The sequence below is a fragment of the Aureimonas sp. SK2 genome (assembly GCF_029813115.1).
GTDB lineage: Bacteria > Pseudomonadota > Alphaproteobacteria > Rhizobiales > Rhizobiaceae > Aureimonas.
Genome location: NZ_JAPZDS010000014.1, coordinates 40,404 through 62,409, shown reverse-complemented (window position 1 = coordinate 62,409; position 22,006 = coordinate 40,404). Strand labels below are relative to the sequence as shown.

The 22,006-nt window shown below is 67.0% G+C and carries 22 protein-coding genes; 12 read left to right on the top strand and 10 right to left on the bottom strand.

Annotated features, from left to right (window positions below):
- Nucleotides 1-167: 167 nt before the first annotated feature.
- The 4 genes from O5O54_RS22475 to O5O54_RS16865 form a co-directional block, all read right to left on the bottom strand.
- Nucleotides 168-794 (bottom strand): ZinT family metal-binding protein, encoded by a 627-nt coding sequence (locus O5O54_RS22475; protein WP_407061724.1) that lies wholly within the window; start codon nucleotides 792-794, stop codon nucleotides 168-170.
- A 1,222-nt stretch (nucleotides 795-2,016) separates the two neighbouring features.
- Nucleotides 2,017-2,868 carry a zinc ABC transporter substrate-binding protein AztC gene (gene aztC / locus O5O54_RS16875; protein ID WP_347814894.1) on the bottom strand — a complete coding sequence of 284 codons (852 nt, stop codon included), beginning with the start codon at nucleotides 2,866-2,868 and terminating at the stop codon, nucleotides 2,017-2,019.
- 349 nt (nucleotides 2,869-3,217) lie between these two features.
- Complete coding sequence (locus O5O54_RS16870; protein WP_279482998.1) at nucleotides 3,218-3,433, bottom strand: hypothetical protein; 216 nt, start codon at nucleotides 3,431-3,433, stop codon at nucleotides 3,218-3,220.
- Nucleotides 3,434-3,561: 128 nt separating this feature from the next.
- Entirely contained in the window at nucleotides 3,562-4,098 is a 537-nt protein-coding gene (locus tag O5O54_RS16865; RefSeq protein ID WP_279482997.1) for a PAS domain-containing protein, read from the bottom strand.
- 166 nt (nucleotides 4,099-4,264) lie between these two features.
- On the opposite strand from O5O54_RS16865, the gene O5O54_RS16860 reads away from it, so the two are divergent.
- Entirely contained in the window at nucleotides 4,265-4,648 is a 384-nt protein-coding gene (locus O5O54_RS16860) for a helix-turn-helix transcriptional regulator (RefSeq protein WP_279482996.1), read from the top strand.
- Nucleotides 4,649-5,007: 359 nt separating this feature from the next.
- Here O5O54_RS16860 and O5O54_RS16855 read toward each other — a convergent pair whose 3' ends face one another.
- From O5O54_RS16855 to O5O54_RS16845, 3 genes are read right to left on the bottom strand one after another with little or no spacing between them, the layout of a single operon-like run.
- Nucleotides 5,008-5,451, bottom strand: a complete 444-nt coding sequence (locus O5O54_RS16855; RefSeq protein ID WP_279482995.1) for a DUF6691 family protein — start codon at nucleotides 5,449-5,451, stop codon at nucleotides 5,008-5,010.
- A 3-nt stretch (nucleotides 5,452-5,454) separates the two neighbouring features.
- Nucleotides 5,455-5,871: a YeeE/YedE family protein gene (locus O5O54_RS16850; protein ID WP_279482994.1), complete on the bottom strand. Its 417-nt coding sequence runs from the start codon at nucleotides 5,869-5,871 to the stop codon at nucleotides 5,455-5,457.
- 2 nt (nucleotides 5,872-5,873) lie between these two features.
- The gene (locus O5O54_RS16845) at nucleotides 5,874-6,224 is read right to left on the bottom strand and encodes a metalloregulator ArsR/SmtB family transcription factor (RefSeq protein ID WP_279482993.1); all 351 of its coding nucleotides are present in this window, start codon (nucleotides 6,222-6,224) and stop codon (nucleotides 5,874-5,876) included.
- A 171-nt stretch (nucleotides 6,225-6,395) separates the two neighbouring features.
- On the opposite strand from O5O54_RS16845, the gene O5O54_RS16840 reads away from it, so the two are divergent.
- Nucleotides 6,396-6,695, top strand: a complete 300-nt coding sequence (locus tag O5O54_RS16840; RefSeq protein WP_279482992.1) for a hypothetical protein — start codon at nucleotides 6,396-6,398, stop codon at nucleotides 6,693-6,695.
- Nucleotides 6,696-6,788: 93 nt separating this feature from the next.
- Entirely contained in the window at nucleotides 6,789-7,577 is a 789-nt protein-coding gene (locus tag O5O54_RS16835) for a L,D-transpeptidase (protein ID WP_279482991.1), read from the top strand.
- 161 nt (nucleotides 7,578-7,738) lie between these two features.
- Here O5O54_RS16835 and O5O54_RS16830 read toward each other — a convergent pair whose 3' ends face one another.
- Nucleotides 7,739-8,599: an alpha/beta hydrolase gene (locus O5O54_RS16830; protein WP_279482990.1), complete on the bottom strand. Its 861-nt coding sequence runs from the start codon at nucleotides 8,597-8,599 to the stop codon at nucleotides 7,739-7,741.
- A 454-nt stretch (nucleotides 8,600-9,053) separates the two neighbouring features.
- On the opposite strand from O5O54_RS16830, the gene pqqB reads away from it, so the two are divergent.
- The 5 genes from pqqB (at nucleotide 9,054) to O5O54_RS16805 (ending at nucleotide 13,617) form a co-directional block, all read left to right on the top strand.
- A complete protein-coding gene (pqqB, locus tag O5O54_RS16825) occupies nucleotides 9,054-9,986 on the top strand; it encodes a pyrroloquinoline quinone biosynthesis protein PqqB (protein ID WP_279482989.1) in 933 nt (310 codons plus the stop codon).
- The gene (pqqC, locus tag O5O54_RS16820; RefSeq protein WP_279482988.1) at nucleotides 9,983-10,738 is read left to right on the top strand and encodes a pyrroloquinoline-quinone synthase PqqC; all 756 of its coding nucleotides are present in this window, start codon (nucleotides 9,983-9,985) and stop codon (nucleotides 10,736-10,738) included. The genes pqqB and pqqC overlap by 4 nt, the downstream gene beginning before the upstream one ends.
- Complete coding sequence (gene pqqD, locus O5O54_RS16815; RefSeq protein WP_279482987.1) at nucleotides 10,735-11,028, top strand: pyrroloquinoline quinone biosynthesis peptide chaperone PqqD; 294 nt, start codon at nucleotides 10,735-10,737, stop codon at nucleotides 11,026-11,028. Before pqqC ends, pqqD begins: the two co-directional genes overlap by 4 nt.
- Entirely contained in the window at nucleotides 11,025-12,134 is a 1,110-nt protein-coding gene (gene pqqE / locus O5O54_RS16810) for a pyrroloquinoline quinone biosynthesis protein PqqE (protein ID WP_279482986.1), read from the top strand. The genes pqqD and pqqE overlap by 4 nt, the downstream gene beginning before the upstream one ends.
- A 235-nt stretch (nucleotides 12,135-12,369) precedes the next feature.
- Entirely contained in the window at nucleotides 12,370-13,617 is a 1,248-nt protein-coding gene (locus O5O54_RS16805; protein ID WP_279482985.1) for an MFS transporter, read from the top strand.
- A 245-nt stretch (nucleotides 13,618-13,862) separates the two neighbouring features.
- Here the strand turns inward: O5O54_RS16805 and putA are convergent, their stop codons facing one another.
- Nucleotides 13,863-17,564 (bottom strand): trifunctional transcriptional regulator/proline dehydrogenase/L-glutamate gamma-semialdehyde dehydrogenase, encoded by a 3,702-nt coding sequence (gene putA, locus O5O54_RS16800; RefSeq protein ID WP_279482984.1) that lies wholly within the window; start codon nucleotides 17,562-17,564, stop codon nucleotides 13,863-13,865.
- Between the two features lie 366 nt (nucleotides 17,565-17,930).
- Between putA and O5O54_RS16795 the strand changes: the two genes are divergently transcribed.
- A complete protein-coding gene (locus O5O54_RS16795) occupies nucleotides 17,931-18,425 on the top strand; it encodes an Lrp/AsnC ligand binding domain-containing protein (protein WP_279482983.1) in 495 nt (164 codons plus the stop codon).
- Between the two features lie 45 nt (nucleotides 18,426-18,470).
- Here O5O54_RS16795 and pcaQ read toward each other — a convergent pair whose 3' ends face one another.
- Nucleotides 18,471-19,391, bottom strand: coding sequence for a pca operon transcription factor PcaQ (gene pcaQ / locus O5O54_RS16790; protein ID WP_279482982.1), 921 nt, complete (start codon nucleotides 19,389-19,391; stop codon nucleotides 18,471-18,473).
- Nucleotides 19,392-19,482: 91 nt separating this feature from the next.
- Here pcaQ and pcaD point away from each other — a divergent pair, with 91 nt between their 5' ends.
- Genes pcaD through pcaG form a run of 3 tightly spaced genes read left to right on the top strand, consistent with a single transcriptional unit; the run spans nucleotide 19,483 to nucleotide 22,006 of the window.
- The gene (gene pcaD / locus O5O54_RS16785; protein WP_279482981.1) at nucleotides 19,483-20,661 is read left to right on the top strand and encodes a 3-oxoadipate enol-lactonase; all 1,179 of its coding nucleotides are present in this window, start codon (nucleotides 19,483-19,485) and stop codon (nucleotides 20,659-20,661) included.
- Nucleotides 20,658-21,380 carry a protocatechuate 3,4-dioxygenase subunit beta gene (gene pcaH, locus O5O54_RS16780; RefSeq protein ID WP_279482980.1) on the top strand — a complete coding sequence of 241 codons (723 nt, stop codon included), beginning with the start codon at nucleotides 20,658-20,660 and terminating at the stop codon, nucleotides 21,378-21,380. The genes pcaD and pcaH overlap by 4 nt, the downstream gene beginning before the upstream one ends.
- Nucleotides 21,380-22,006: a protocatechuate 3,4-dioxygenase subunit alpha gene (gene pcaG, locus O5O54_RS16775; RefSeq protein WP_279482979.1), complete on the top strand. Its 627-nt coding sequence runs from the start codon at nucleotides 21,380-21,382 to the stop codon at nucleotides 22,004-22,006. The genes pcaH and pcaG overlap by 1 nt, the downstream gene beginning before the upstream one ends.

Below are 22,006 nucleotides of genomic sequence, written 5' to 3'. Positions count from 1 at the left end.
GTCGGGCAAGGCTCCGTTTCGATCGATGTGCCCCGGCGCACGCGGTGTCGCGCCTTTGCGGAGGATTCGATGACGGTCTTCTGAGACGAAAAGGCGGGCGCCGTGTCCTGGCGCCCGCCTTTTCAGTCATCGGTCCCGGTGGCTTTCCTGGCAGCTGGTCGCTGTGGTCAGTGCGCCAGCATCTCGCCGACGATCTGCTTCGCATTGAGCGAGGACGGGTAGTAGGTGGGCCAGTTCGTGACCTCCTCCAGAAGGGCGGCGCGGTCGTCGCCCCAGTAGAGATGGTAGTGGTCGGCCTTGGCCGGCGCGATGCCGTGGTCGCTGAACTGGATGAACTGCGGAGCGTCGGCGTCGCCGTCCGTCTTCCTGAAGATGAAGCGAACCCCGCGGTTGCCCTTCTTGTAGGTCAGGGTCTCGCGGCCGTCGTAGACGTAGGAGCCCTTGGTCGGTTTGCCGTCCTTGTAGAAGGTGACGGCGTCGCCCTCGATGGTGATGCGCTCGACGTCGGTGCGATAGCCGGTCTCGTATTCGGCCTTGATCTCGGCCACGCTCTTGGTGCCCTTCTCGGCCTTGTGCTGCCAGACCGGCTCCAGCGTACCGTCCTGGAGGTACGGATAGACCGACTGCCAGTCGCCGGCATAGTCGGACAGGGGGCGGTCCTGGATCTGGCTGTCCTCGAAGTAGCCCGCATAGATCTGCGGATCGCCGTGGCTGTGCGCGTGGCCCGAATGATCGTGGCCGTCGCCCTCGTGCACCACGCCGCTGCCGCCGACCACGACGAGATTGTAGGGCATGCCCTCGACAGTGATCGTGCCGGTCTCCTCCAGCGTCTCCTTCGCGATCCGGCGGACGAGGCCCGCCTTCGGGTCGGTCATGATCACCTCGTCGCCGGCCATGGCCAATTTCGGACGAGGATCGTTCCAGTGCCCGTCCATGGAGGTCGGTTCCGTCACGCGAGCGCTTTGCGCGATGCGTGCGTCGAGAACATCCACCTGATGGAGCGTGCCGTCTTCGGTCAGCACGTAGGCGAAGCGGGCATTGGCGGGATCGAGGGTGAAGTCGACGCGTCGGAACGGCAGATCGACATAGCGCAGGTGCGGCTCGTCGGTCGGATCGACCACCACGAGGCCCTTGGCCCCGTAGTTGCCGAGGAACACCTGCAGGCTCTTGGAGCCTAGAAGCGTGCCGGTGCTTTCTCCGGCGGGGAAGTCGGCGGGATAGGGCAGCATCCGGAACGAGGGGCCGTCCGCCCCGGCGCTGACCGTGAGGATGCCCTCGCTGCACCCCGTCGCCAGATAGGCGCCGGAAAAGGCCTCGCCGTGAATGCCGGTGCAGGCGGCGACCTCGCCGACGGGCGTGCCGTCCGCCTCGACCTGCCGGAGGCCGACGCGCTTGGGCGCTGCGTCGCCTTCCACGGGCGCGTCGGAAGCGACGCTGGTCACCCACGCATTGCCGATGGGCGCGACATAGCCGTGATGCGCCCGGTCCTGGGGGAGGCGCGTGGTCTCGATCCGGCCCCCGGAAAGCGCATGCGCATCGAGGATCTCGGCATATCCCCCGCGATCGAAGTTGATCGCGACCTTGCCGCCGTGGTCGATCAGATGAAAGGGCCGAGGCCCGTTCAGCGTCCCCGGGACGGCGGCGGGATCGGCGATGGCGATGTCGGAATGGTCGCCGTGGGAATGGAGCGAGATGCCGCTGTCGATGACGTGGACGGCATCGTCGTCGGACTGGACCGCGACGACGGCCGACCCTTCGTCGACGGCGAAGAGCTTGCTCTGGCCGGTCGTGTCGAACGACCAGCGCCGGCCGGGGTCTTCGAGATCGAAGGCGGTGATCCGGGGGGCGGTGTGGTCACCGACGAACACGCGGTAGAGTGTCACGTCCTCATGGCCGTGCGCGGCTTCCTCGGCGAAGGCATTGGCGGCAAGGACGAGCGAGATGCCCGACGCGCAGGCGAATGATCGCAGCATGGTGGTCTCCGTAGAAATGGTGTTGGGAAAGGGGCGTGCCGCGTCAGTTCGGGGCGAGCGCCGTCGCGATGGTCCGCGCGTTGTGACGCATCAGGTCGGCATAGGTCGGCGCCGGGCCGTCCGGGGGCGAGAGCGCGTCCGAATAGAGCGTGCCGCCGAGTTCGAGGCCCGCCTCGGACGCGATCTGCCGGACGAGGCGCGTGTCGGAAATGTTCTCCGCGAAGATCGCCGTCGCACGGCGCTCACGGATCTCGCGGACCAGAGCGGCGACATCCGCCGCCGAGGCTTCCGAGCCCGTCGAAACGCCTTGCGGTGACAGGAAGGTCACGCCGTAGTCGCGCTCGAAGTAGCGGAAGGCGTTGTGGCCGATGACGCCCGTCCGCCTGTCGGCGGGAACCCCGGCCAAGGTCTGCCGGATCTCCCCGTCCAAGTCGGAGAGCACTTCGGTGTAGCTGGCCGCGTTAGCCTCGTAGTCGGGGCAATGGGCGCGATCTGCCTCGCAGAAAGCTTCTGCGATGTTGCGCACATAGACCTTGGCGTTGCCGATCGACTGCCATGCGTGCGGATCGTTGGGTGTCGCGTGAAAGGTCGCCCGGCCGCCGGTGAAGTGGTAATGCCCGCCGCTCGGATCGACCAGGGCATCGATCCCACCCGCAAGTTCGACCATCGGCGCTTGGGTTCCGCTCGCCTTCACGATGCGCGGCAGAAAGCCCTCGAATGCCAGGCCGTTGACCAGCACCACATTCGCACGCGCAAGGGCTTTTGCGTCAGCGGGTTTCGGTTCGAACACATGGGCGTCCGCGTCGGGTCCGACCAGCGTCGTTACGTGGACATGGGACCCGCCAACCTCCCGAGCGAAGTCGCCGAGGATGGAGAAACTGGCAACGACTTGCAGGGAGGCATCCGCAGCCGGCGCGACCGAAGAGAACAGTATAACGTAACAAATGGCGGCAAATCGAAGGATGGAAGGCGACATGGTTTCCGATGGTCTGATCGGGGACGGGTAAACTTCTCTCGAAGGAAGCGGGCGACTGGTTTCGCTTGCCGAGACGCGAATCTCGAATCACACCGATCGAGACCCATTCCGTTATGTCATAACATATAGATCGTATCAACCAGGGTGAGCCTCGCGTCAGCCCGTCGCCAGCCTGCCCAAACCGAGGGCGCGTTTTCGCGCTTGTCGAAGGAACCGTCTAACGTCGCGCACGGACGGGCTCCGACCGATGACCCTAAGATGAGGCTGGTCAGCGTGCTTCGTTCGCGGAGATGTCCTTATCGCTTCGAGACAGGCTTCGATGGGAGAGGATGGGATCGAGGTGAGAGGGAAGGTCCGAACCGGCTCGCGGCTTCAGGGTCCGCGATGTTCGAGCTTCGGGGATGGTGAAGGCGCGTACGGCGAGCACGGTGGCGACGACGCACGCAACGATCAGATACGAGAAAGGGATCGCACGTGAATCCATGATTCCGTCCTTCCTCGAGGCGAGTGAATGCGATCAGGAGTTATCGGCTTCTGTCGTGGTCGGATCGGGGGGGCGTTGCATCACGTTCCAGTGCCTTGCCATCCCTCAGCGTTCGTCGGTCGGCCGGTTCAATTCCGTCTGAAGAGGCCGGCGAGTTGAAAGCCAGCTTCCAGCAACACCGCTGCGATCAATTTGGAAAGGGTGGGTCTCGACAGTCTCGCCGCCGCCAGGCGAGCCTCGGTGAGATGTTCGATCACCTCCTCTAGGTTCGTTGCGTCGTCGGTCTTGGCGTTCTGTTCCGCATCGATCCGGCTGAGGTAACCGGAGATGTGCGACGGGTTTCCGGCCGGGTCCCGGAAGCAGCGCCCCGACGAACGAACCCAAACCGTGCCATATTCCACGCTGACCATTCGGTACTCGGCAAGAAAGATTTCCTCACCCTGCAAGGCAATGGCGACTTGCCGCCGAAGCCCGTCCCGATCGTCCGGATGGATCGCCGCGTAGAACCGTTCTGTCGCCACTCCATGAATGCCGACATCGCTCGGAATGTTCGCGTAGAGGCAGACGTCGCTGCAAGCAATGACGATCCCGGTTTTGACGTTCCAGGTCCAGACGCCGAGAAAATTCTGGGGCGCAATCGGAGGCCGCGCCGTCCGCTCACTCATTCCATGCCTCGACGAATAGCCTGCTTGAAGCGTGAGCCCGACCATATTCAATCGAGGATTGAATGTCGAAATCGTACGTTATTGATATATGATGCGACACGCAGGGAGCGATGTGCTTGCATGTCGCTCAAACATCGTCGCGCAGAGTGAGGATAAGACTCGGCCTATGCCATCAACAGACGAGCTGGATCGCAGCATCGGCGATCGGATCAAGACGGCTCGCCTCCGCCGGCAGATGACGCTGGCCGCGCTCGCTGCCGAGTTGGGCCTGACATACCAGCAGATTCACAAATATGAGACCGGCCGGAACCGGATCAGCGCAAGCACGCTGTTCAAAGTGGCGGACTGCCTCGGTGTCGATCTCACCTTCTTCTTCTCGAAGGATGCGGGTTCTTGTGATGGAAAGCCCGCCGGGACCGTTCCGAACAGCCTTGGTGACGAGGAGTTGCGCGTCGCCCTTTCTCGGGTCGAGGACGGTGAGGTCCGCGAGAAATTGACCGAACTGGTCAATGTCTTGGCGGACGCGGCTGCGTTTCGGCGGCACCGGTGACGCCCTCGCAGGCCCGCTGAGGGCAAACATAGGTGGCCTCTATGGGGAGCCTGCGGATCGCTGTGACTGCCTGGACGCCATCGGCGAACCGGCAATCATAACTACTGCGTGTAAGGGCAGCCTGATGGACGGCGTTTGTCCTATCGGTTGTGATCCAATCCTGTCGATCCGGCGGAACCGATAGCGCATCGCGGCAACCATTCAGCAGACTTCGTTGTCTCTTCCTATGCGATCGCGCTGGAGCGATCGTGGTGGCGAGTTCTCGCTCCTCTCTTCCCCATCCTCCTGTCCGGGACCATGCTTGTTGGGCACGCGATCGGCGTTCAGCATGGCCGGGCGGAGTTCAAAGGGTCAAACCTCTAGCCGCTCGTGTTTGCCGGAGCCTCTGCGGAGCGTCCGAGCGTAAAGCGGAAGAGCAGCGTGCCGGCGATCAGCGCCGCGACGAAGACGAGTGCGGGGAGAGGGGCCAGGCCGATTGCGGTGAGCGCTGGACCTGGGCACAGGCCCACGAGACCCCAGCCGATCCCGAACACCAAAGAGCCTCCGAGAAGCCGACCATCGACATCGCGCCGCTCCGGAAGCTCGAAGCGAGACGCTGCCAGCGGACGCTTCATACGCCGCGCGAGCGCAAAGGCCGGAGCCGTCACGACGATTGCGCCGACCATCACGAAGGCGAGGCTCGGATCCCACGCGCCGAAGAGATCGAGGAAACCAAGCACCTTGGCCGGATCCACCATTCGAGAAAGGACGAGGCCGGTGCCGAAAAGCAGGCCGGCCAAGAGTGCAGCAAGATGACGCGTCATCGATCAGGCTTCGAAGAGATGGCGGACGACGAAGACGGTGACGGCGGCGCTTGCCATGAAGGTAAGGGTGGCAGCCACCGATCGTCCCGAGCCTCGCGCTATGCCACAGACGCCGTGGCCGCTGGTGCAGCCCGAGCCGAGCCTGGTGCCGAAGCCGACGAGAAGACCCGCGATCGCGACAACGGGAAGCGCCGCATCCACTTGTATGGACGGCAGCTCGAAGCCGGCGAGCCAAAGCATGGGCACAGCGGCGAACAAGCCGAGAAGGAACGCGAGCCTCCACCCAGGCTGCAAGCCCGGCGGCATGAGGGCACCATCGAGAATGCCGCTGATGCCGGCGATGCGTCCGTTGGCCAACAGGAGGATCGCGGCCGATAGGCCGATCAGCATGCCGCCGAGGGCTTCTCCTATAGAGACCATGATCACGCCCGCCGCTCGCCTTCCAAGGAAACAGGCAAGGCGGGCGCAGCGCCAGTGTCTTCGGGGGGGCAGAACAGACCCTGGAGGGTCGAGAAAAGAGATTCGATACGGGCGTCGGCGATGCGGTACCACAGCGTCTGCCCCTCCCGTCGATAGGCGACGATGTCCTGGTCACGAAGAATCGCCAGGTGTTGCGAGAGGGCGGATTGTGAAAGGCCTACGGCCTCCGCGAGTGAGCCGACACTGGCCTCGCCCATCTGCAGAAGCCTGCACAGGAGCATGAGCCTCCGCTCGTTGGATATCGCTTTGAGAATGTCGGCGACTTCGTTCGCCTTCGCTTCGAACACCTTCATGCCCTCCGTGATCACATAGAATATAAGGATTATCTAAATTAGACAAATCTAATATCAAAGCCATCCTAGATGGCGCTCGGAGTTTCGAACGCGGTTGTGATCGACACTCGTGGATAGCCCTTCGCCGAAAAGCGACCTAGTTTTGGTGCCATGCATACATGGACGAAATGGTTGGCGACGGCGGCGATGGCCTTGGGCTTCTTGGTCCAGGCAACACTGGCGCTTTCCCTGACCGCGCAGGCCGGAGCATGTAGGCAGGAGGCGGTGGTATCGTTGACGGTCGCCGGCGACACGGCATCGGACGAGGCTGGTCAGACGCAGACCTTGGAATGCAAGCTTCTGGCTGACATCGCCGGCAACAGCCCTTCGGACCTACCGCTTCTCGTGCGGTCCCTGCCGCTGGATCGCAGTGCCGACGAAGTTCCGCACTGGTCGTTCGACGGGCTCGATCGACCGCCGAAGCACGACTAGTCGCCGGACACCTTCACCGTTTCCGTCTCCGTGGCTGGTCGATGCTCCTCCCGCGAGCGAATTGCCGCCAGCCCATTTCAAGCGACCGACATCATGACCACTTCCGTGAACGGGGCCGGCCGCGATGCCGTGCCCGGTGGGCGAACCGATGCGCGCCCGATCGCCCGCCGTGCCTTTCTCGTTGCGCTCGGCTCCCTGGCCCTTTCGGGCTGCGTTGCCACGCGCACATCCGTTGTCGCACCACTCCCACCTCCGCCGCGCCTGCCGCCTCCGCCGCCGCAGCCAGCGTCGCCACCCGTGCCTCCGGCCGCGCCGCTTATGTACCAGGCCCTGCCGAACGAGCGTTTTCCCGTGCCGGCGGTCGATGTGTCGAAGGTCGATCCCGCGTTCTGGCGGCAGGAGGATATCGATGATCCGACCGGCGAACCGATCGGCTCGTTGATCGTCGATACGTCGGCCAAATACCTCTACCACGTCACCGCACCGGGTAGGGCGACGCGCTACGGGATCGGAGTGGGCCGGCAGGGCTTCGCCTGGTCGGGCCGCGCCCACATGGCCTACAAGCGCGAGTGGCCCCGTTGGACACCACCGGACGCGATGGTCGCACGTCAGCCGGAACTCGAACCCTACTCGATCGCAAACGGCGGAATGGATCCCGGGCCGACCAACCCGTTGGGAGCGCGGGCGCTCTACATCCACCAGGGCAATGTCGATACGCTCTATCGCCTTCATGGGACGCACCAGCCTTCTTCGATCGGCAGGGCGGTGTCGTCGGGGTGCATCCGGCTTCTCAATCAGGACGTCATCCATCTCTATGATAACGTACGGGATGGAAGTCCCATCGTGGTGCTGGAACACCGAACCGGGGCTGCGAGTACCTGATGGGATCGATCGACGGATGCCGACGCGCCGCGCTCCCGGTGCGCCCACTTGTGGGACTTGGCGCGCCGCACGCTGCGGATCCCGGTCATGCTCGAACCGGATGATTCACCCGCCGAAGGAAACCCGACAGGCAAGTCGATTTTCAGGGCTCGGAGATCGGCTCACGCGGAGGCAAAGAATGCTTCCAACTCGGCAGCGAGTTCCAACGGCACCTCTTCGGCCATGTGGTGGCCGCAGTCGAGGCTGCGACCCCGGACGTCTTCGGCCCAGCCACGCCAAATGCCGAGGATGTCGCCATGCAAGTCTGCAAGGTCGTCCTGCGCCGACCAGAGGACGAGGAGGGGACATTGAAGCTTGCGTCCCGCCGCCCGATCGGCCTCGTCGTGGAACCGGTCGATTCCTAGACCGGCGCGGTAGTCCTCGATCATTCCATGCACCGTTGCCGGATCGTGGATGGCCGCTTGGAAGTCGGCAAAGGCTTCCTCGCCCATGACACTTCGCTTCGCGCCATACCAAGCGTTCGGATCGGCGAGTATGGCTCGCTCTGGTTTCTCGGCTTGTGCAAAGAAGAACCAGTGCCACCAGGCGGTCGCAAAGCGTGCATCGCATCGTTGAAGCGCGTCCGAGATGGGGATGCCGTCAAGGATGGCTAGCCGGCCAACGGCGTTCGGGTGATCCATGGCGGTGCGAAATGCAGTGTAGGAACCCCTGTCGTGTCCGACGAGGCCGAAACGCTCGAACCCGAGATGGCGCATCAACTCCACGCAGTCGCGGGCCTTCGCCCGCTTGGACGAGCCGGAATGATCGGCTGTGTCCTGCGGCTTCGACGACTGCCCGAAGCCACGAAGGTCAGGGCAAACCACCGTGAAGCGGTCGGCGAGAAGCGGGGCAACGCGATGCCAGGTGGCGTGCGTGCGAGGATGACCGTGCAGGAGGAGAAGCGGCGGGCCGCTGCCTCCGTGGCGGACGCGCAGGATCGCCTCGGGTAGCTCGATCCGCTCCAGCTGGAACCCTTCAAACATGGTTCATACGGTCCCCATCGCCTGTCTTGGAAGCTAGCGGCGTATCGGCTTTCGGCCAGGAAATGCCGTCGAGGTGTTCCGAACATGCGTCGCTTCGGACGAAGGATGAAGGGCGGAAACGCCGGTCTCCGTATGGCGCGTCGACTGTTCCATGATCCGGCGCTTCCCGCCATCAAGATGCTTTGATGGCTCTGCGCTGTTCACCGACGGTGGCCGACCCTAGCTCCACAGCGGACGCCGGATTGTCCGGCTGCATGACGGAGCAGACATGATGACCAAGTCCTGGAAGAAGCCCGAGATGTGCCAGGTCGCCGCCGGTTTCGAGATCACCCGCTACGCGGAGGCCGAGATCGCGCTGCGCAAGGACGCCAAGAAGTAAGGAGCCTTCGGGCTCGCAACGACGGCTCGCCGCATGTGCGGCGGGCCGTTTCGTTTTCTGCCGGGGCGCTGCGACGTGCGATTGAAGATTCTGGGCTCGGCCGCCGGCGGCGGTTTCCCGCAGTGGAACTGCAACTATCGTCTGAGCCGCGCGGCGCGGGCCGGGGATCCGAATGTCCGGCCGCGCCTTCAGTCGAGCCTGGCCGCCAGCGCCGGGCCGGACGGCGGCTGGGTGCTGTTCAACGCCTCGCCCGACATCCGCCAGCAGATCAACGAGACGCCGGAACTCCAGCCGGCGCCCGGCGCCCCGCTTCGCTCGACGCCGATCCGGGCCGTGATCCTGACCAATGCCGACGTCGACCACCTTGCCGGGCTCCTGTCGCTGCGCGAGCGGCAGGACTTCCACCTCTACGCGACGGCGCGCGTGCTCGGCGTTCTCGACGCCAACCCGATCTTCCGCGTGCTCGACCCCGCGCATGTCCGGCGCCTGCCTGTCGAGCTCGATCGGCCGTTCGCCATCGAAGGGCCGGAGGGGCCGACAGGGCTGACCGCCGAACTCTTCGCCGTTCCCGGCAAGGTCGCCCTCTTTCTGGAGACCGGCGAGGCGCAGCAGGACTTCGAGGCCGATCCCGGCGACACGGTGGGCGTGCGCATAACGGACGCGACTGGGCGGACGGCCTTCTACGTGCCCGGCTGCGCCCGCGTCGATCAGGCGTTTCGCGACCGGATCGAGGGCGGCGACGTGCTTCTCTTCGACGGAACCGTGTTCACCGACCGCGAGATGGAACGGGCCGGCGTCGGCACCAAGACCGGCCGGCGGATGGGACACCTGCCGATCGCGGACGAGGACGGGTCGCTCCGCGCGCTGGCGGGCGCGGACCTCCGGCGGCGCGTCTTCGTCCACATCAACAACACCAATCCGATCCTCGACGAGGGCTCGGCCGAGCGCCGTCTCGTGGAGCGCTCGGGCTGGGAGGTCGCGGCGGACGGTATGGAGATCGACCTTTGACCACCGACTTTCGTCTCGACCGCACGCTCTTGGCCACCGAGCTGGAGGATGTCCTCAGGCAGGTAGGCGCGGAGCGCTACCACATCCGCCATCCCTTCCATCGGCTGATGGTGGAGGGCAAGCTGACGCGCGGCCAGATGCAAGCCTGGGCGCTCAACCGCTACTGCTACCAGGCGGCGATCCCGCGCAAGGACGCGATCATCCTGTCGCGGATCGAGGACCGGCCGCTGCGCCTCGCTTGGCGCGAGCGCATCCTCGACCACGACGGCGACGGTTCCTCGCCCGGCGGCATCGAGCGCTGGATGCACCTGGCGACGGGCCTCGGGCTCGATGCGGACATCGTGGCCTCCGAGCGCCTCGCGCTGCCCGCCACCCGCTTCAGCGTCGGCGCCTACCTCACCCTGGTCGAGAAGCGCTCGCTGCTCGAAGCGATCGCGTCCTCGCTGACAGAGATGTTCTCGCCTCAGGTGATCGGTGAGCGCGTCTCGGCCATCCTCCAGCGCTATCCCTATATCGAAGAAGGCACGCTCGCCTATTTCAAGCCGCGACTGACCCAAGCCCCGCGCGACGTGGACGTCGCGCTCGCCTTCGTGCGCGAGCACGCCCGGACGAGGGAGACGCAGCAACTCGTCGTCGATGCGCTGATGACCAAGTGCCAGATCCTGTGGACCATGCTGGACGCCCTCCACTTCAGCTATGTCGAGCCGGGTTTCGTGCCCCCCGGCGCCTTCGTGCCGGAGGCGTCGTCGTGAGGAGGCCGGCGAGGCCCGTCGCGGACGTCACCTCGCGACCGTTCCTCCCGAGGCATGTCCGCATGCATTTCGATCCGCATCGCCAAGCCTGGGCGCTCCTGTCGCCGGAAAAGGTGCTCTGGCCCGACGAGATCAGCCTGGCGATCCTGCGCCGCTGCGACGGGCACGCGCAGGCCGGCGCCATCGTCCGCGACCTCGCGGCGGAGTACGGCGCGGACGAGGCGGAGGTGCGGGCGGACGTCCTCGCCTTTCTTCAGGACTGGAGCGACCGCATGGTGGTGCGCCTATGAGCGAGACCGGCCCCGGCCTTCCGATCGGCATCCTGGCCGAGCTGACGCATCGCTGCACCCTGCAATGCGCCTACTGCTCCAATCCGCTGGAACTCCTGAAGGCGGACCGCGAGCTCGGCACGCAGGACTGGCTGTCGATCTTCTCGCAGGCGGCCGACCTCGGCGTCCTGCAGGTGCATCTTTCGGGCGGCGAGCCAACGCTGCGGCGCGACCTTCCCGAACTCGTGGCGGGCCTCGCCGAGCGAGGACTCTATTCCAACCTGATCACGGCCGGCGTCGGCGTCGATGCGCGAACGGTGGAAGCCTTGAAAGGCGCCGGGCTCGATCACGTCCAGATCTCGTTCCAGGGCGCGCGGCCGCAGACCACGGAGCTGATCGGACGACTCAAGGGCGCCCATGAGCGCAAGCTCGCCGCCGCCAAGGCTGTGCGCGAGGCCGGGCTGCCGCTCACCGTCAACGCGCCGATCCACCGGCGCAACATCGACGAGGTCGAACTCTTCATCGACCTCGCTCTCGACCTCGGCGCCGAGAGGCTGGAGATCGCCAATGTCCAGTACTACGGCTGGGCGCTCCTGAACCGCGCGGCGCTCATGCCCTCGCGCGAGGCGGTGGAACGACAGATCGCCGTGGTCGAGGCGGCGCGCGCGTCGCTCAAGGGAGTGCTGGCGATCGACTTCGTCGCGCCCGACTACTATGCCCGCTACCCCAAGGCCTGCATGGGCGGCTGGGCGCGTGACGCCTTGATGATCACCCCCGACGGGACGGCCATGCCCTGCCACGGCGCCGCTGCGATCCCCCATCTCGTCTTCGACAATGCAGCGACGATGCCGCTCGCCGACATCTGGTACCGCTCGCCGGCCTTCGAAGCCTATCGCGGCACGGCCTGGATGAAGGAGCCCTGTCGAAGCTGCGAGCGCCGCGAGATCGACTTCGGCGGCTGCCGCTGCCAGGCGATGATGCTGGCAGGCGACGCCGCCGCCACCGACCCGGCCTGCTCGCTCTCGCCGCTTCACCGCCGGATTCTCGGAACGGCGGAGGACGAGGCCGAGAGCGGCATCCGCGACTTCCGATACCGGCGCGTCGGCGGGGCGGCGGAGCTCGTCTGACGGGGTGGCGCGGTCCCGGCCGCCGGCGTAGGGCAGGGCACGTTCTGCGCGGAGGCGGGCGTGCGCGCCTTCAGCCCGGAAAGCCGGTTCCGCGATTTCGGCCGAAGAATCGAAGCCCGTCGATCGCGGCGCTTCGCCATGACGTCCGCCGACGCAGAACCATCACGGCGGCCCTATAAGACGGGGTGTCGCAGGTGCTACTCCTGCCGTCCCGCAGCCACGTCAGAAGCCGTCCATGCAAAAGAGCCTGCTGCCGATCGTCTCCCTGCTCCTGTCGACCTTCTTCCTGTTGGCGGGAGCGGGCCTGCAGGGGATCCTTCTCCCGGTGCGCGCCGCCCTGGAGGGGTGGAGCCCCTACGAGATCGGCCTGATGGGCACGAGCTATGCGGTCGGGTTCACGCTCGGCTGCCTCGTGATGCCCACGATCGTCCGCTCGGCGGGCCATGTACGGACCTTCTCCGCGCTGGCTTCGCTGCTCGCCATCTCCGTTCTCCTCCACGGCCTGGCCATCGCGCCGCTCGCCTGGATCGCGGTGCGCGGCATTGCGGGCTTCGCGCTGGCCGGCGCATACATGGTGATCGAAAGCTGGCTCAACGAGCGGGTGACGAACGAGACGCGGGGTCGGGTGTTCTCGATCTACATGGTGGTGTCCATGGCCGCGATGATGGCGGGGCAGTTCGCCATGCCCCTGACCAACCCCGCGCTCCCCGCCGCCTTCATGCTTTGCGCGATCTTCTATGCCGCCGCCGTGATCCCGAACGCGCTGTCGCGGGCGCCGAGCCCCAAGCCGTTGACGCAGGTGCGCCTCGACCTCCGCAGCATCTACAGGAACTCGCCGGCAGCCGTGGCCGGCGTCTTCCTGTCGGGTATCCTGTCCGGTGCCTGGGTCAACATGGCGCCGGTGGTCGGCCAGGAGATCGGTCTCTCGACGGCCGAAATCTCGACGTTGCTGGTTTCCACGATGGCCGGGGGAGCCGTGTTCCAGGTGCCGCTCGGGCGCCTGTCGGACCGGATCGACCGCCGCTTCGTCCTGATGCTGTCGGGAGCGATCGGCGTCGGCGCGGCTCTGGCCGCCCTGACCCTATGGTCGGCCGACGCGATCAGCCTGTTCGCCATCGCCTTCGTGATCGGCGGGGTGATCTATCCGACCTATTCGCTGGCGGTCGCCCACGCCAACGACTTCGCCGACCCGGCCGACTTCGTAAAGATTTCGGGCGGTCTCCTGATCCTCTACGGGTTCGGCACGATGGCCGGGCCGATGCTGGCGGCGTGGCTGATTCAGGTCTACGGGCCGGGCGGCGTGTTCATCGCCACCGGCGGGGCGCATCTAGCGCTGCTTCTCTACACGATGGTGCGCCGATTCCTGAGGTCCTCGCGGCCCGCCGGCGAGCGACCCGATTTTCAGTCGGTGCCGCTCGCGCGCATGCAGACGCCGGGCTCCGTCGCGCTCGATCCGAGGGCCGATGCCGCGAGAGAGCGTTGAACGTTGGCTCACGACTGGCTTCGAGGGGAAGCCTGCGATGCGCGCGGACCATCCCGACCAAGCCCTCGGCATGGCAGGTGACGACGTCGATGACCTCGGTCAAGCGCATGGCCGACCTCCGCGTGGTCCTCCGGCCGTTCGTCTCCGGAGTTGTCGGGCGTCCCCTACCGAGACGCCGGAAGCGGTTTCTACGGTCCCCTGAGGCCGCCCGGCCGAAGCCGGGCCGGCCTCAGGGGAAAGCTCCGTCAGCCGATGGTCATCAGGCTGGCGTTGCCGCCGGCCGCCGCGGTGTTGATGGAGGTCGAAACCTCTTCCAGCAGCCAGTTGAGGCAGTAGGCCTCGGGGTCGCTGGCGAGTTCCTCCGACGTTGCGGACTGGACGAGGACGAGCGGGCCGTCCAGCTCGGCGATCCGGCTGTTGATCTCCCTGACCCTCTCCTCGCCGCCCTCGATGAGCGCCCCGGAGAAGGGGCCGTCCGCGTTCCAGTCGGCCGTCACCTTCACACGCGCCGCCAGCGAGGCCGGCAGCGTGGAGAGCCGTCCGGCAAGACCCGAGCCGGTGTCGACGGCAGCGCTGTTTCCCGTCGCCAGAACCGCCCCGATCTGGCGCAGGAGCCCGTCGCCCGTTTCCGGCACGAGAAGAATGCGTCCGCGCGGGTGGAGGGCATAAAGGTTGAGTTCTCCGACCGGGCCGGCGAGCTCCCGCTTCAGCCCGAGCAGCGAGCGCTCGGCGAGCCCGCGCACCTCGCCCGCGATGTCCGCGCGGCCCCCGTCCTCCAGCCAGCGGGCGTAGTCGAGAAGGCCGGGCTCGGTGTGGATGCCCGTTCCCTCCTGCGGCGGCACGGGGGGGCGCTGCACAAGGCGCCCGATATAGAGCGGTCCGCCGGCCTTCGGTCCGGTGCCCGACAGCCCGCGCCCGCCGAAGGGCTGGACGCCCACCACTGCGCCGATGATGTTGCGGTTGACGTAGAGGTTGCCCGCGCGGACTCGGTCGGTCACGTGGGCGATGGTCCCGTCGAGGCGGGTGTGGAGGCCGAAGGTCAGGCCGTAGCCGGACGCGTTGATCTCCTCGACCAGCCGGTCAAGACCCTCACGCTGGAAGCGAACGACGTGGAGGACGGGACCGAACACCTCGCGCCGGAGGTCCGACAGACCGGAAATCTCGACGATGGTCGGGGCGACGAAGGTGCCCTTCTCGGCCCCTTCGGGCAGGGGGAGGCGCTCGACCTTGCGGCCGAGCGCGTGCATGCGCTCCACATGCGCCTCGATGGTGTGCTTCGCCTCGGCGTCGATCACCGGCCCGATGTCGACCGACAGCCGGTCGGTGCGCCCGATCGCGAGTTCCTTCAGCGCGCCCTTCAGCATGGCGAGCGTCCGATCGGCCACGTCCTCCTGGAGGCAGAGGACGCGCAGCGCCGAGCAGCGCTGGCCGGCGGAATCGAAGGCCGAGGCGATCACGTCTGCGACGACCTGTTCGGCCAGCGCGGAGGAATCGACGATCATGGCGTTCTGCCCGCCGGTCTCGGCGATCAGCGGGATCGGCTTGCCAGAGGGCGACAGGCGCTCGGCAAGCTGGGCGCCGATCAGCCGCGCGACCTCCGTCGAGCCGGTGAACATGACGCCCGCCGTCTCCGGCAAGGCGACGAGCGCCGCGCCGAGCCGCCCGTCGCCCGGCGCGAACTGGAGAGCTTCGCGTGGAACGCCGGCCTCATGCAGGAGGCGCACGGCCTCGTGCGCGATGATCGGTGTCGCCTCCGCCGGCTTGGCGATCACCGGGTTGCCGGTGACGAGCGCCGCGGCGACCTGGCCCGTGAAGATGGCGAGCGGGAAGTTCCAGGGGCTGATGCAGACCACGGGGCCGAGCGGCGCGTGGGCGGGGCCGAGGGTCTGGCGCGCCTGGGCGGCGTAGTAGCGCAGGAAGTCGATCGCCTCGCGCACCTCGCCGATCGCATTGGCCGCCGACTTGCCGGCCTCGCGCATGGCAAGGCCCATCAGCGTCTCCATGCGCGCCTGCATCAGGTCGGCGGCGCGTTCGAGGCAGGCGGCCCGCTCGACCGGCGAAACGTCGGCCCAAGTGGCAGCGGCCTCCGCCGCAAGCCGCCCGACGCGGCCGGCGGCGGCCGGCGCGAGTTCGGTGACGCGGCCGACCGCATCGCCGTGGTCGGCGGGGTTGAGGACGGCGCGTGTGTCGCCCTCCGCGAAGCCATCGGCAAGGAGCGGCCCGGCGTGCCAGTCGATCTTCACCGTATCCGCGAGCTGGGCCGACAGCGCGGCGAGCGTCTTTTCGTCGGAGAGGTCGAGGCCGGCCGAGTTGGCGCGCTCAGGCCCGAAGAGGTCCTTCGGCAGCGCGATCCCCTCGTGCGGCTGGCCGACGACGGGCATCGCCTCGACCACGTCCACGGGATCGGCGACCAGCGCATCCACCGAGACGGCCGGATCGGAGATCCGGTTCACGAAGGAGGAATTGGCGCCGTTCTCCAGAAGCCGGCGCACGAGATAGGCGAGCAGGGTCTCGTGCGTGCCGACGGGGGCGTAGATGCGCGCCGGGCGAGCGAGCTTGCCCGCGCCCACGACCTCGTCATAGAGCGGCTCGCCCATGCCGTGGAGGCACTGGAACTCGTATTGGCCGGGCGTGAAGTCCCGGCCGGCGAGGTGGTAGATCGCCGCCAGCGACTGGGCGTTGTGGGTGGCGAACTGCGGGAACACCGCGTCGGGCGCTGCCAGGAGCTTGCGGGCGCAGGCGAGGTAGGCGACGTCCGTGTGGACCTTGCGTGTGTAGACGGGGAAGCCTTCCAGGCCGTCGAGCTGGGCGCGCTTGATTTCGGCGTCCCAGTAGGCGCCCTTCACGAGGCGCACCATGATGCGGCGTCCGGCCCGACGCGCGAGATCGATGATCCAGTCCAGCACGAATGGGCAGCGCTTGCCGTAGGCCTGGGCCACGAAGCCGAGGCCGTTCCAGCCCCGGAGGTCCGCGTCGAAGCTCAAGGCCTCCAGGAGGTCGAGCGAGAGTTCCAGCCGGTCGGCTTCCTCGGCGTCGATGTTGAGACCGATGTCGTACTCCTTGGCGAGGACGGCGAGCGCCTTCACGCGGGGGAGTAGCTCGTCCATAACGCAGCCGGCCTGCGCCCGGACGTAGCGCGGATGGAGCGCCGAAAGCTTGATCGAGATGCCCGGCCCCTCGACCACGCCGCGCCCGGCCGAGGCCTTGCCGATGGCGTGGATGGCGTTCTCGTAGTCGCGATAGTAGCGCGCGGCGTCGGCGGCCGTCGTCGCGGCTTCGCCGAGCATGTCGTACGAGTAGCGGAATCCTCGCGCTTCCAGCGGCTTCGACCGCTTCAACGCTTCTTCGATGGTCTCGCCGGTGACGAACTGCTCGCCCATCATCCGCATGGCCATGTCGACGCCGCGCCGGATCACCGGCTCGCCTGCTCGCGCAATGAGGCGGGTGAGGGCGGCCGAGAGCGAGCGCTCCTCGACGGTGGAGGTCAGCTTGCCGGTAACGACGAGGCCCCAGGTCGCGGCATTGACGAAGAGCGAGCGCCCACCGCCCACATGCGACTTCCAGTCCCCGTCCGAGATCTTGTCGCGAATGAGGGCGTCGCGCGTCGCCGTGTCCGGAATGCGCAGCAGCGCCTCGGCGAGGCACATGAGGGCGACGCCCTCCTGGCTCGACAGGGAGTACTCCCGGACGAGTCCCTCAACGCCGGTGCCCTTGTGCTTGGCTCGCAGCGCTTCGATCAGGCGGCGCGCGGTCGCGGCCACCGGGGCACGCATCGCCTCCGGCAGCCGCGCCGCCTCCACCAGGGGCGGAAGGCACTCGGTCTCGGGCCGGCGGTAGGCCGCGGTAATCGTCCGGCGCAGCTCCGACTGTTCGCGGATGGGGGGCGCGAACCGGGAGAAGGGCTCCGGTTGGATGGCTTCGGGGTTCATCGCGATCGCTGTCGACATGGCTCGGCCTATCGGATCGGTGGAGGCGGCGGCGCCTGGCACTCGGGAGGGAGAATGGGGTGTTCCCGTGCGGGGCGGGCGTCCCGCACGGCGGTCAGGACTGCGTCGCTGCTCGGTCGGCACGCGAATGCGCCCGCGACGGCGCGGATCCCGGTGGCGCGAAACACCGCGGGAGGCCGGGCCCGGCACCTGTCGGTTCGGAATGCGGTGACAACGCGTCACGGACGGCGATGCGAACTGCGCTCACGACAATTGCCTCCCGGTCCGAGCCATGGGACACCCTATCATTAGTGCCGACGGCGTTCTGTCCTTCTTGGGCCGGTTTCGTCGACGATATGCCTAAAAACAGGCCGTGGAATGGACGCGATGGCTGTCGAAAAGGGTGCTTCTGGTGCATTGGACCAGTTCGATCTCAAGATCCTCGAGGCGGTCGAGGCGGACGGCCGCATCTCGATCACCGATCTTGCCGTCCACGTTGGGCTCTCCAAGACGCCGTGCCAGATCCGGTTCAAGCGGCTGATCAGGGACGGATACATCCAGGGCTTCAAGGCGATCCTGAACCCGGCCAAGCTCGAACTCGACCACGTGGCCTTCGCCGAGGTGAAGCTGACCAACACGCACGAGGACGCGTTGCGGGACTTCAACGCGGCCGTCAGGAAAATCCGCGAGGTCGAGGAGTGCCACATGATCGCAGGGCGGTTCGACTACCTTCTGAAGGTGCGCACCCGCGACATCCGCCGATACCGCCGCGTCCTCGGCGAGTTGATCTCGACGCTGCCGAATGTCGCCAGCACGTCGACGAACGTCGTCATGGAGGTCGTCAAGGAAACCGGGGACGAAGGGCGCGTCGACGCATCCTGAACCATCGACTTTCCGCCCGATCGGGGGAGCGTCGACTGAGGTCTCCTAGCTGCGTCGAATTTCGGCGGCGACGCCGCGCAACTCTTCGAGCAGCATCGTGGCTGCGGGCGAGGGCACTTCGCCCGCGCGCATCGTGATGCCGACCGGACCCTGCGTTGCCGCCGTGTCGACGGCGAGGCAATCCAGGACACCGCGATGCACGTCCTCCAGGACGACCCCTTGTGAGATCACCCAAATCGCATCCGTCGCCAGAATGTAGGCGCGCGAGAAGGCGAGCGAAACCGTTTCGATCATACGGGCGGGAACGGGTAGGTTCGCAGCCAGGAAGAGCCGATCGACCGTCGGCCGGATGACCGAGCCCGGCGGAGGCAGGAGGATTTCGAAGGGAAGGATCGTCTCGGGGCGCAGCGTGCCGCCCGCCAGCGGGTGACCGGCGCGGACGGCGAAGACGATGACTTCGGAATAGAGATGTTCGAACGCCAGCCCCGTCATCGTTTCGGGTTCGCCCATGCGCCCGATCACGATGTCGAGCGACCCATCGCGGAGCTGCGTGGTCAGATATGCGGTGGGTCCTGTGACGATCTGCGGTACGGCTCCAGGCCCGTGGGCGAGGTATCGCTGGATCGCAGCCGGCAGCAACCGGGCGGAAACCGTGGGAAGCGCGCCGATCCGGACAGGCAGGGCGCTCGGCTCCGTTGCGTCCCTCACATCCGCCATCCCGCGATGTAGCGCCGCCAGGCTTGCCTCCGCGTGCCGCAGGAAGATTTCGCCATAAGGGGAAAGCAGCGCGCCGCGTCGATTGCGCGAGAGAAGTGGCGCGGCCAGGATCTTTTCGAGTTCCTTGATCGATTTCGAGACGGCTGGCTGGGTCACCGCAAGTTCCTCGGCCGCGCGACCGATGCTGCCCTGCCGCGCCACGGCGACGAAGGTCCGAAGGTGACGCAAACGGACAGCCGATCGGGACATAGGCATAACCAAGCAGTTATCGAAGCCGTACAAATCCTCATTTTACATGACGAATCAAGCGGCCTATTCCTTGAGATCGGAGGACGAGCACATGGCATTCGCTACAGCGAACGGGATCACGATCCACCATCGCATCGAGGGACGGAAGGGCGCCGCGCGTCTGGTGTTCCTCAATTCGCTCGGCTCGGACTTGCGGATCTGGGCCGAGGTTGCGGATCGCCTGACGGATCGCTTCGAAGTCCTGCTCCTGGATACGCGCGGTCACGGGCTGACGGAGACGACTCCGGGCCCCTATACCATTCCGCTCCTTGCCGCAGACGTGGCGGCACTCCTGGACGTGCTCGGCTGGTCGAAGGTGTCGGTCGCCGGCCTGTCGATCGGCGGCCTGATCGCGCAGCACCTTGCCATACACACCCCGGAACGTATCGACAGCCTCGTCCTGATGGATACGGCGGCCAGGATCGGGGAAGCGCAGGCCTGGAACGACCGCATCGCTGCCGTGGAGACCGGCGGCGTCTCGGCGATCGGCGAGGCGGTGGCGCTGCGCTGGTTCTCCGAGAGCTTTCCCGCCGAGCATCCCGCCCGCTTCGCAGTCTGGCGCGCCATGCTGGAGGCGACGCCGCGCGTGGGTTATGCCGGGGCCTGCGCGGCGGTGCGCGATGCGGACTATCGCGGTAGCGTCTCACGTATTGCGGCACCCACGCTGGCCATTGCGGGCGACGCCGACAGGCCGACATCGCCCGACCTCGTGAAGGCGACCGCCGACCTCATTCCCGGTGCGCGTTTCATATCGGTGGAGGGGGCGGGCCACCTGCCGTGCCTCGAGCGGCCCGCCAAGGTCGCCGCGCTGATCGCCGACCATGTCGCGGCAAGCCGCGCGCCCGCCGCGTCGAACCGTTTCGACGCCGGAATGACGGTACGCCGGCAGGTGCTTGGCGACGCGCATGTCGATCGGGCGAGCGCGGCGATCACACCCTTCGACGCGCCCTTCCAGCGCTTCATCACCGAAGGCGCCTGGGGCTCGGTCTGGGCCGGCGACCGGTTCACGCGGCGCGAGCGATCGATCGTGACGATCGCGCTTCTGGCCGCCCTCGGGCAGGACGAGGAAGTCGCCATGCATGTGCGCGCGACCCGCAACACGGGCGCGAGCGGCGAGGACGTGGCCGAGGCTCTGATGCATGTCGCCGTCTATGCCGGCGTTCCCGCGGCCAATCATGCGATCAAGATCGCCAAGAAGACCTTTGCCGAGATGGAGGAGGCGGCCCGATGAACGGTTCCTATTTCCAGCGCGACCGCGACTGGCATCCGCCGGCGCTGACGCCGAGCTACAAGACCTCCGTCCTGCGCTCCCCGCGCCAGGCGCTCCTGTCGCTGCCGACCTCCCTCTCGGAGGAGACCGGCCCCGTCTTCGGCCACGACGTCCTGGGGCCGCTCGACAACGACCTCATCCGCAACTTCGCCAAGGACGGCGGCGAGGCGATCGGGCAGCGGATCGTCGTCTCCGGCCGGGTGCTGGACGAATGCGCCCGGCCCGTGCGCGGGGCGCTGGTGGAGTTCTGGCAGGCCAATGCCGGCGGGCGCTACCGCCACCGGAAGGAAAGCTATCTCGCCGCGCTCGACCCGAACTTCGGCGGCTGCGGACGCTGCATCACCGACGAGGACGGGCGCTATGCCTTCCGGACGGTGAAGCCCGGCGCCTACCCCTGGCCGAACGGCGTCAACGACTGGCGCCCGGCCCATATCCATTTCTCGGTCTTCGGCCATGCCTTCGCGCAGCGCCTGATCACCCAGATGTATTTCGAGGGCGATCCGATGATCCGGCAGTGCCCGATCGTGAAGACGATCCCCGACCCCGCCGCGATCGACCAGCTCGTCGCCGCGCTTGATCGCCGGGCCACGATCCCGATGGACAGCCTCGCCTACAAGTTCGACATCGTGCTGCGAGGCCGCCGCTCCACGATGTTCGAGAACCGGATGGAGGGCAACTGATGGTCCAGCGCCTCGACTACCTGAAGGAATCGCCGTCGCAGACCGCGGGGCCTTACGTCCATATCGGCACCAATCCGAACTGGGTCGAGATCACGGGCGTCTACAAGGACGATCTCGGTCTCGTCCTCGTCGGGCCGGAGACGAAAGGGGAGCGCGTGATCATCGAGGGCACCGTGACGGACGGCGCGGGCGCGCCCGTGCGCGATGCCCTGATCGAGATCTGGCAGGCGGACGCGCAAGGGCTCCACAACTCGGCCGCGGAGACGCGGGGGCGGGCCGACCCGGCCTTTGCCGGCTGGGCGCGCCAGCCGGTGTCCGACCGGGACGGCTCCTTCCGCTTCGAGACGATCCGGCCGGGTTCCGTGCCCTGGCCGGACGGGCGGCCCCAAGCGCCGCACGTGACCGTCTGGATCGTCGCGCGCGGCATCAATCTCGGCCTCCATACCCGCCTTTATTTCGGCGACGAGGCGGAGGCGAACGCGAGCGACCCGCTCCTCAACCGCATTCCCGAGCCGGCGCGCCGGGCGACGCTGGTGGCGCCGCGATCGACGCGCGACGGGCTTCCCGTCTTCACCTTCGACATCCGCCTTCAGGGCGAGGCCGAAACCGTCTTCCTGGATATGTGA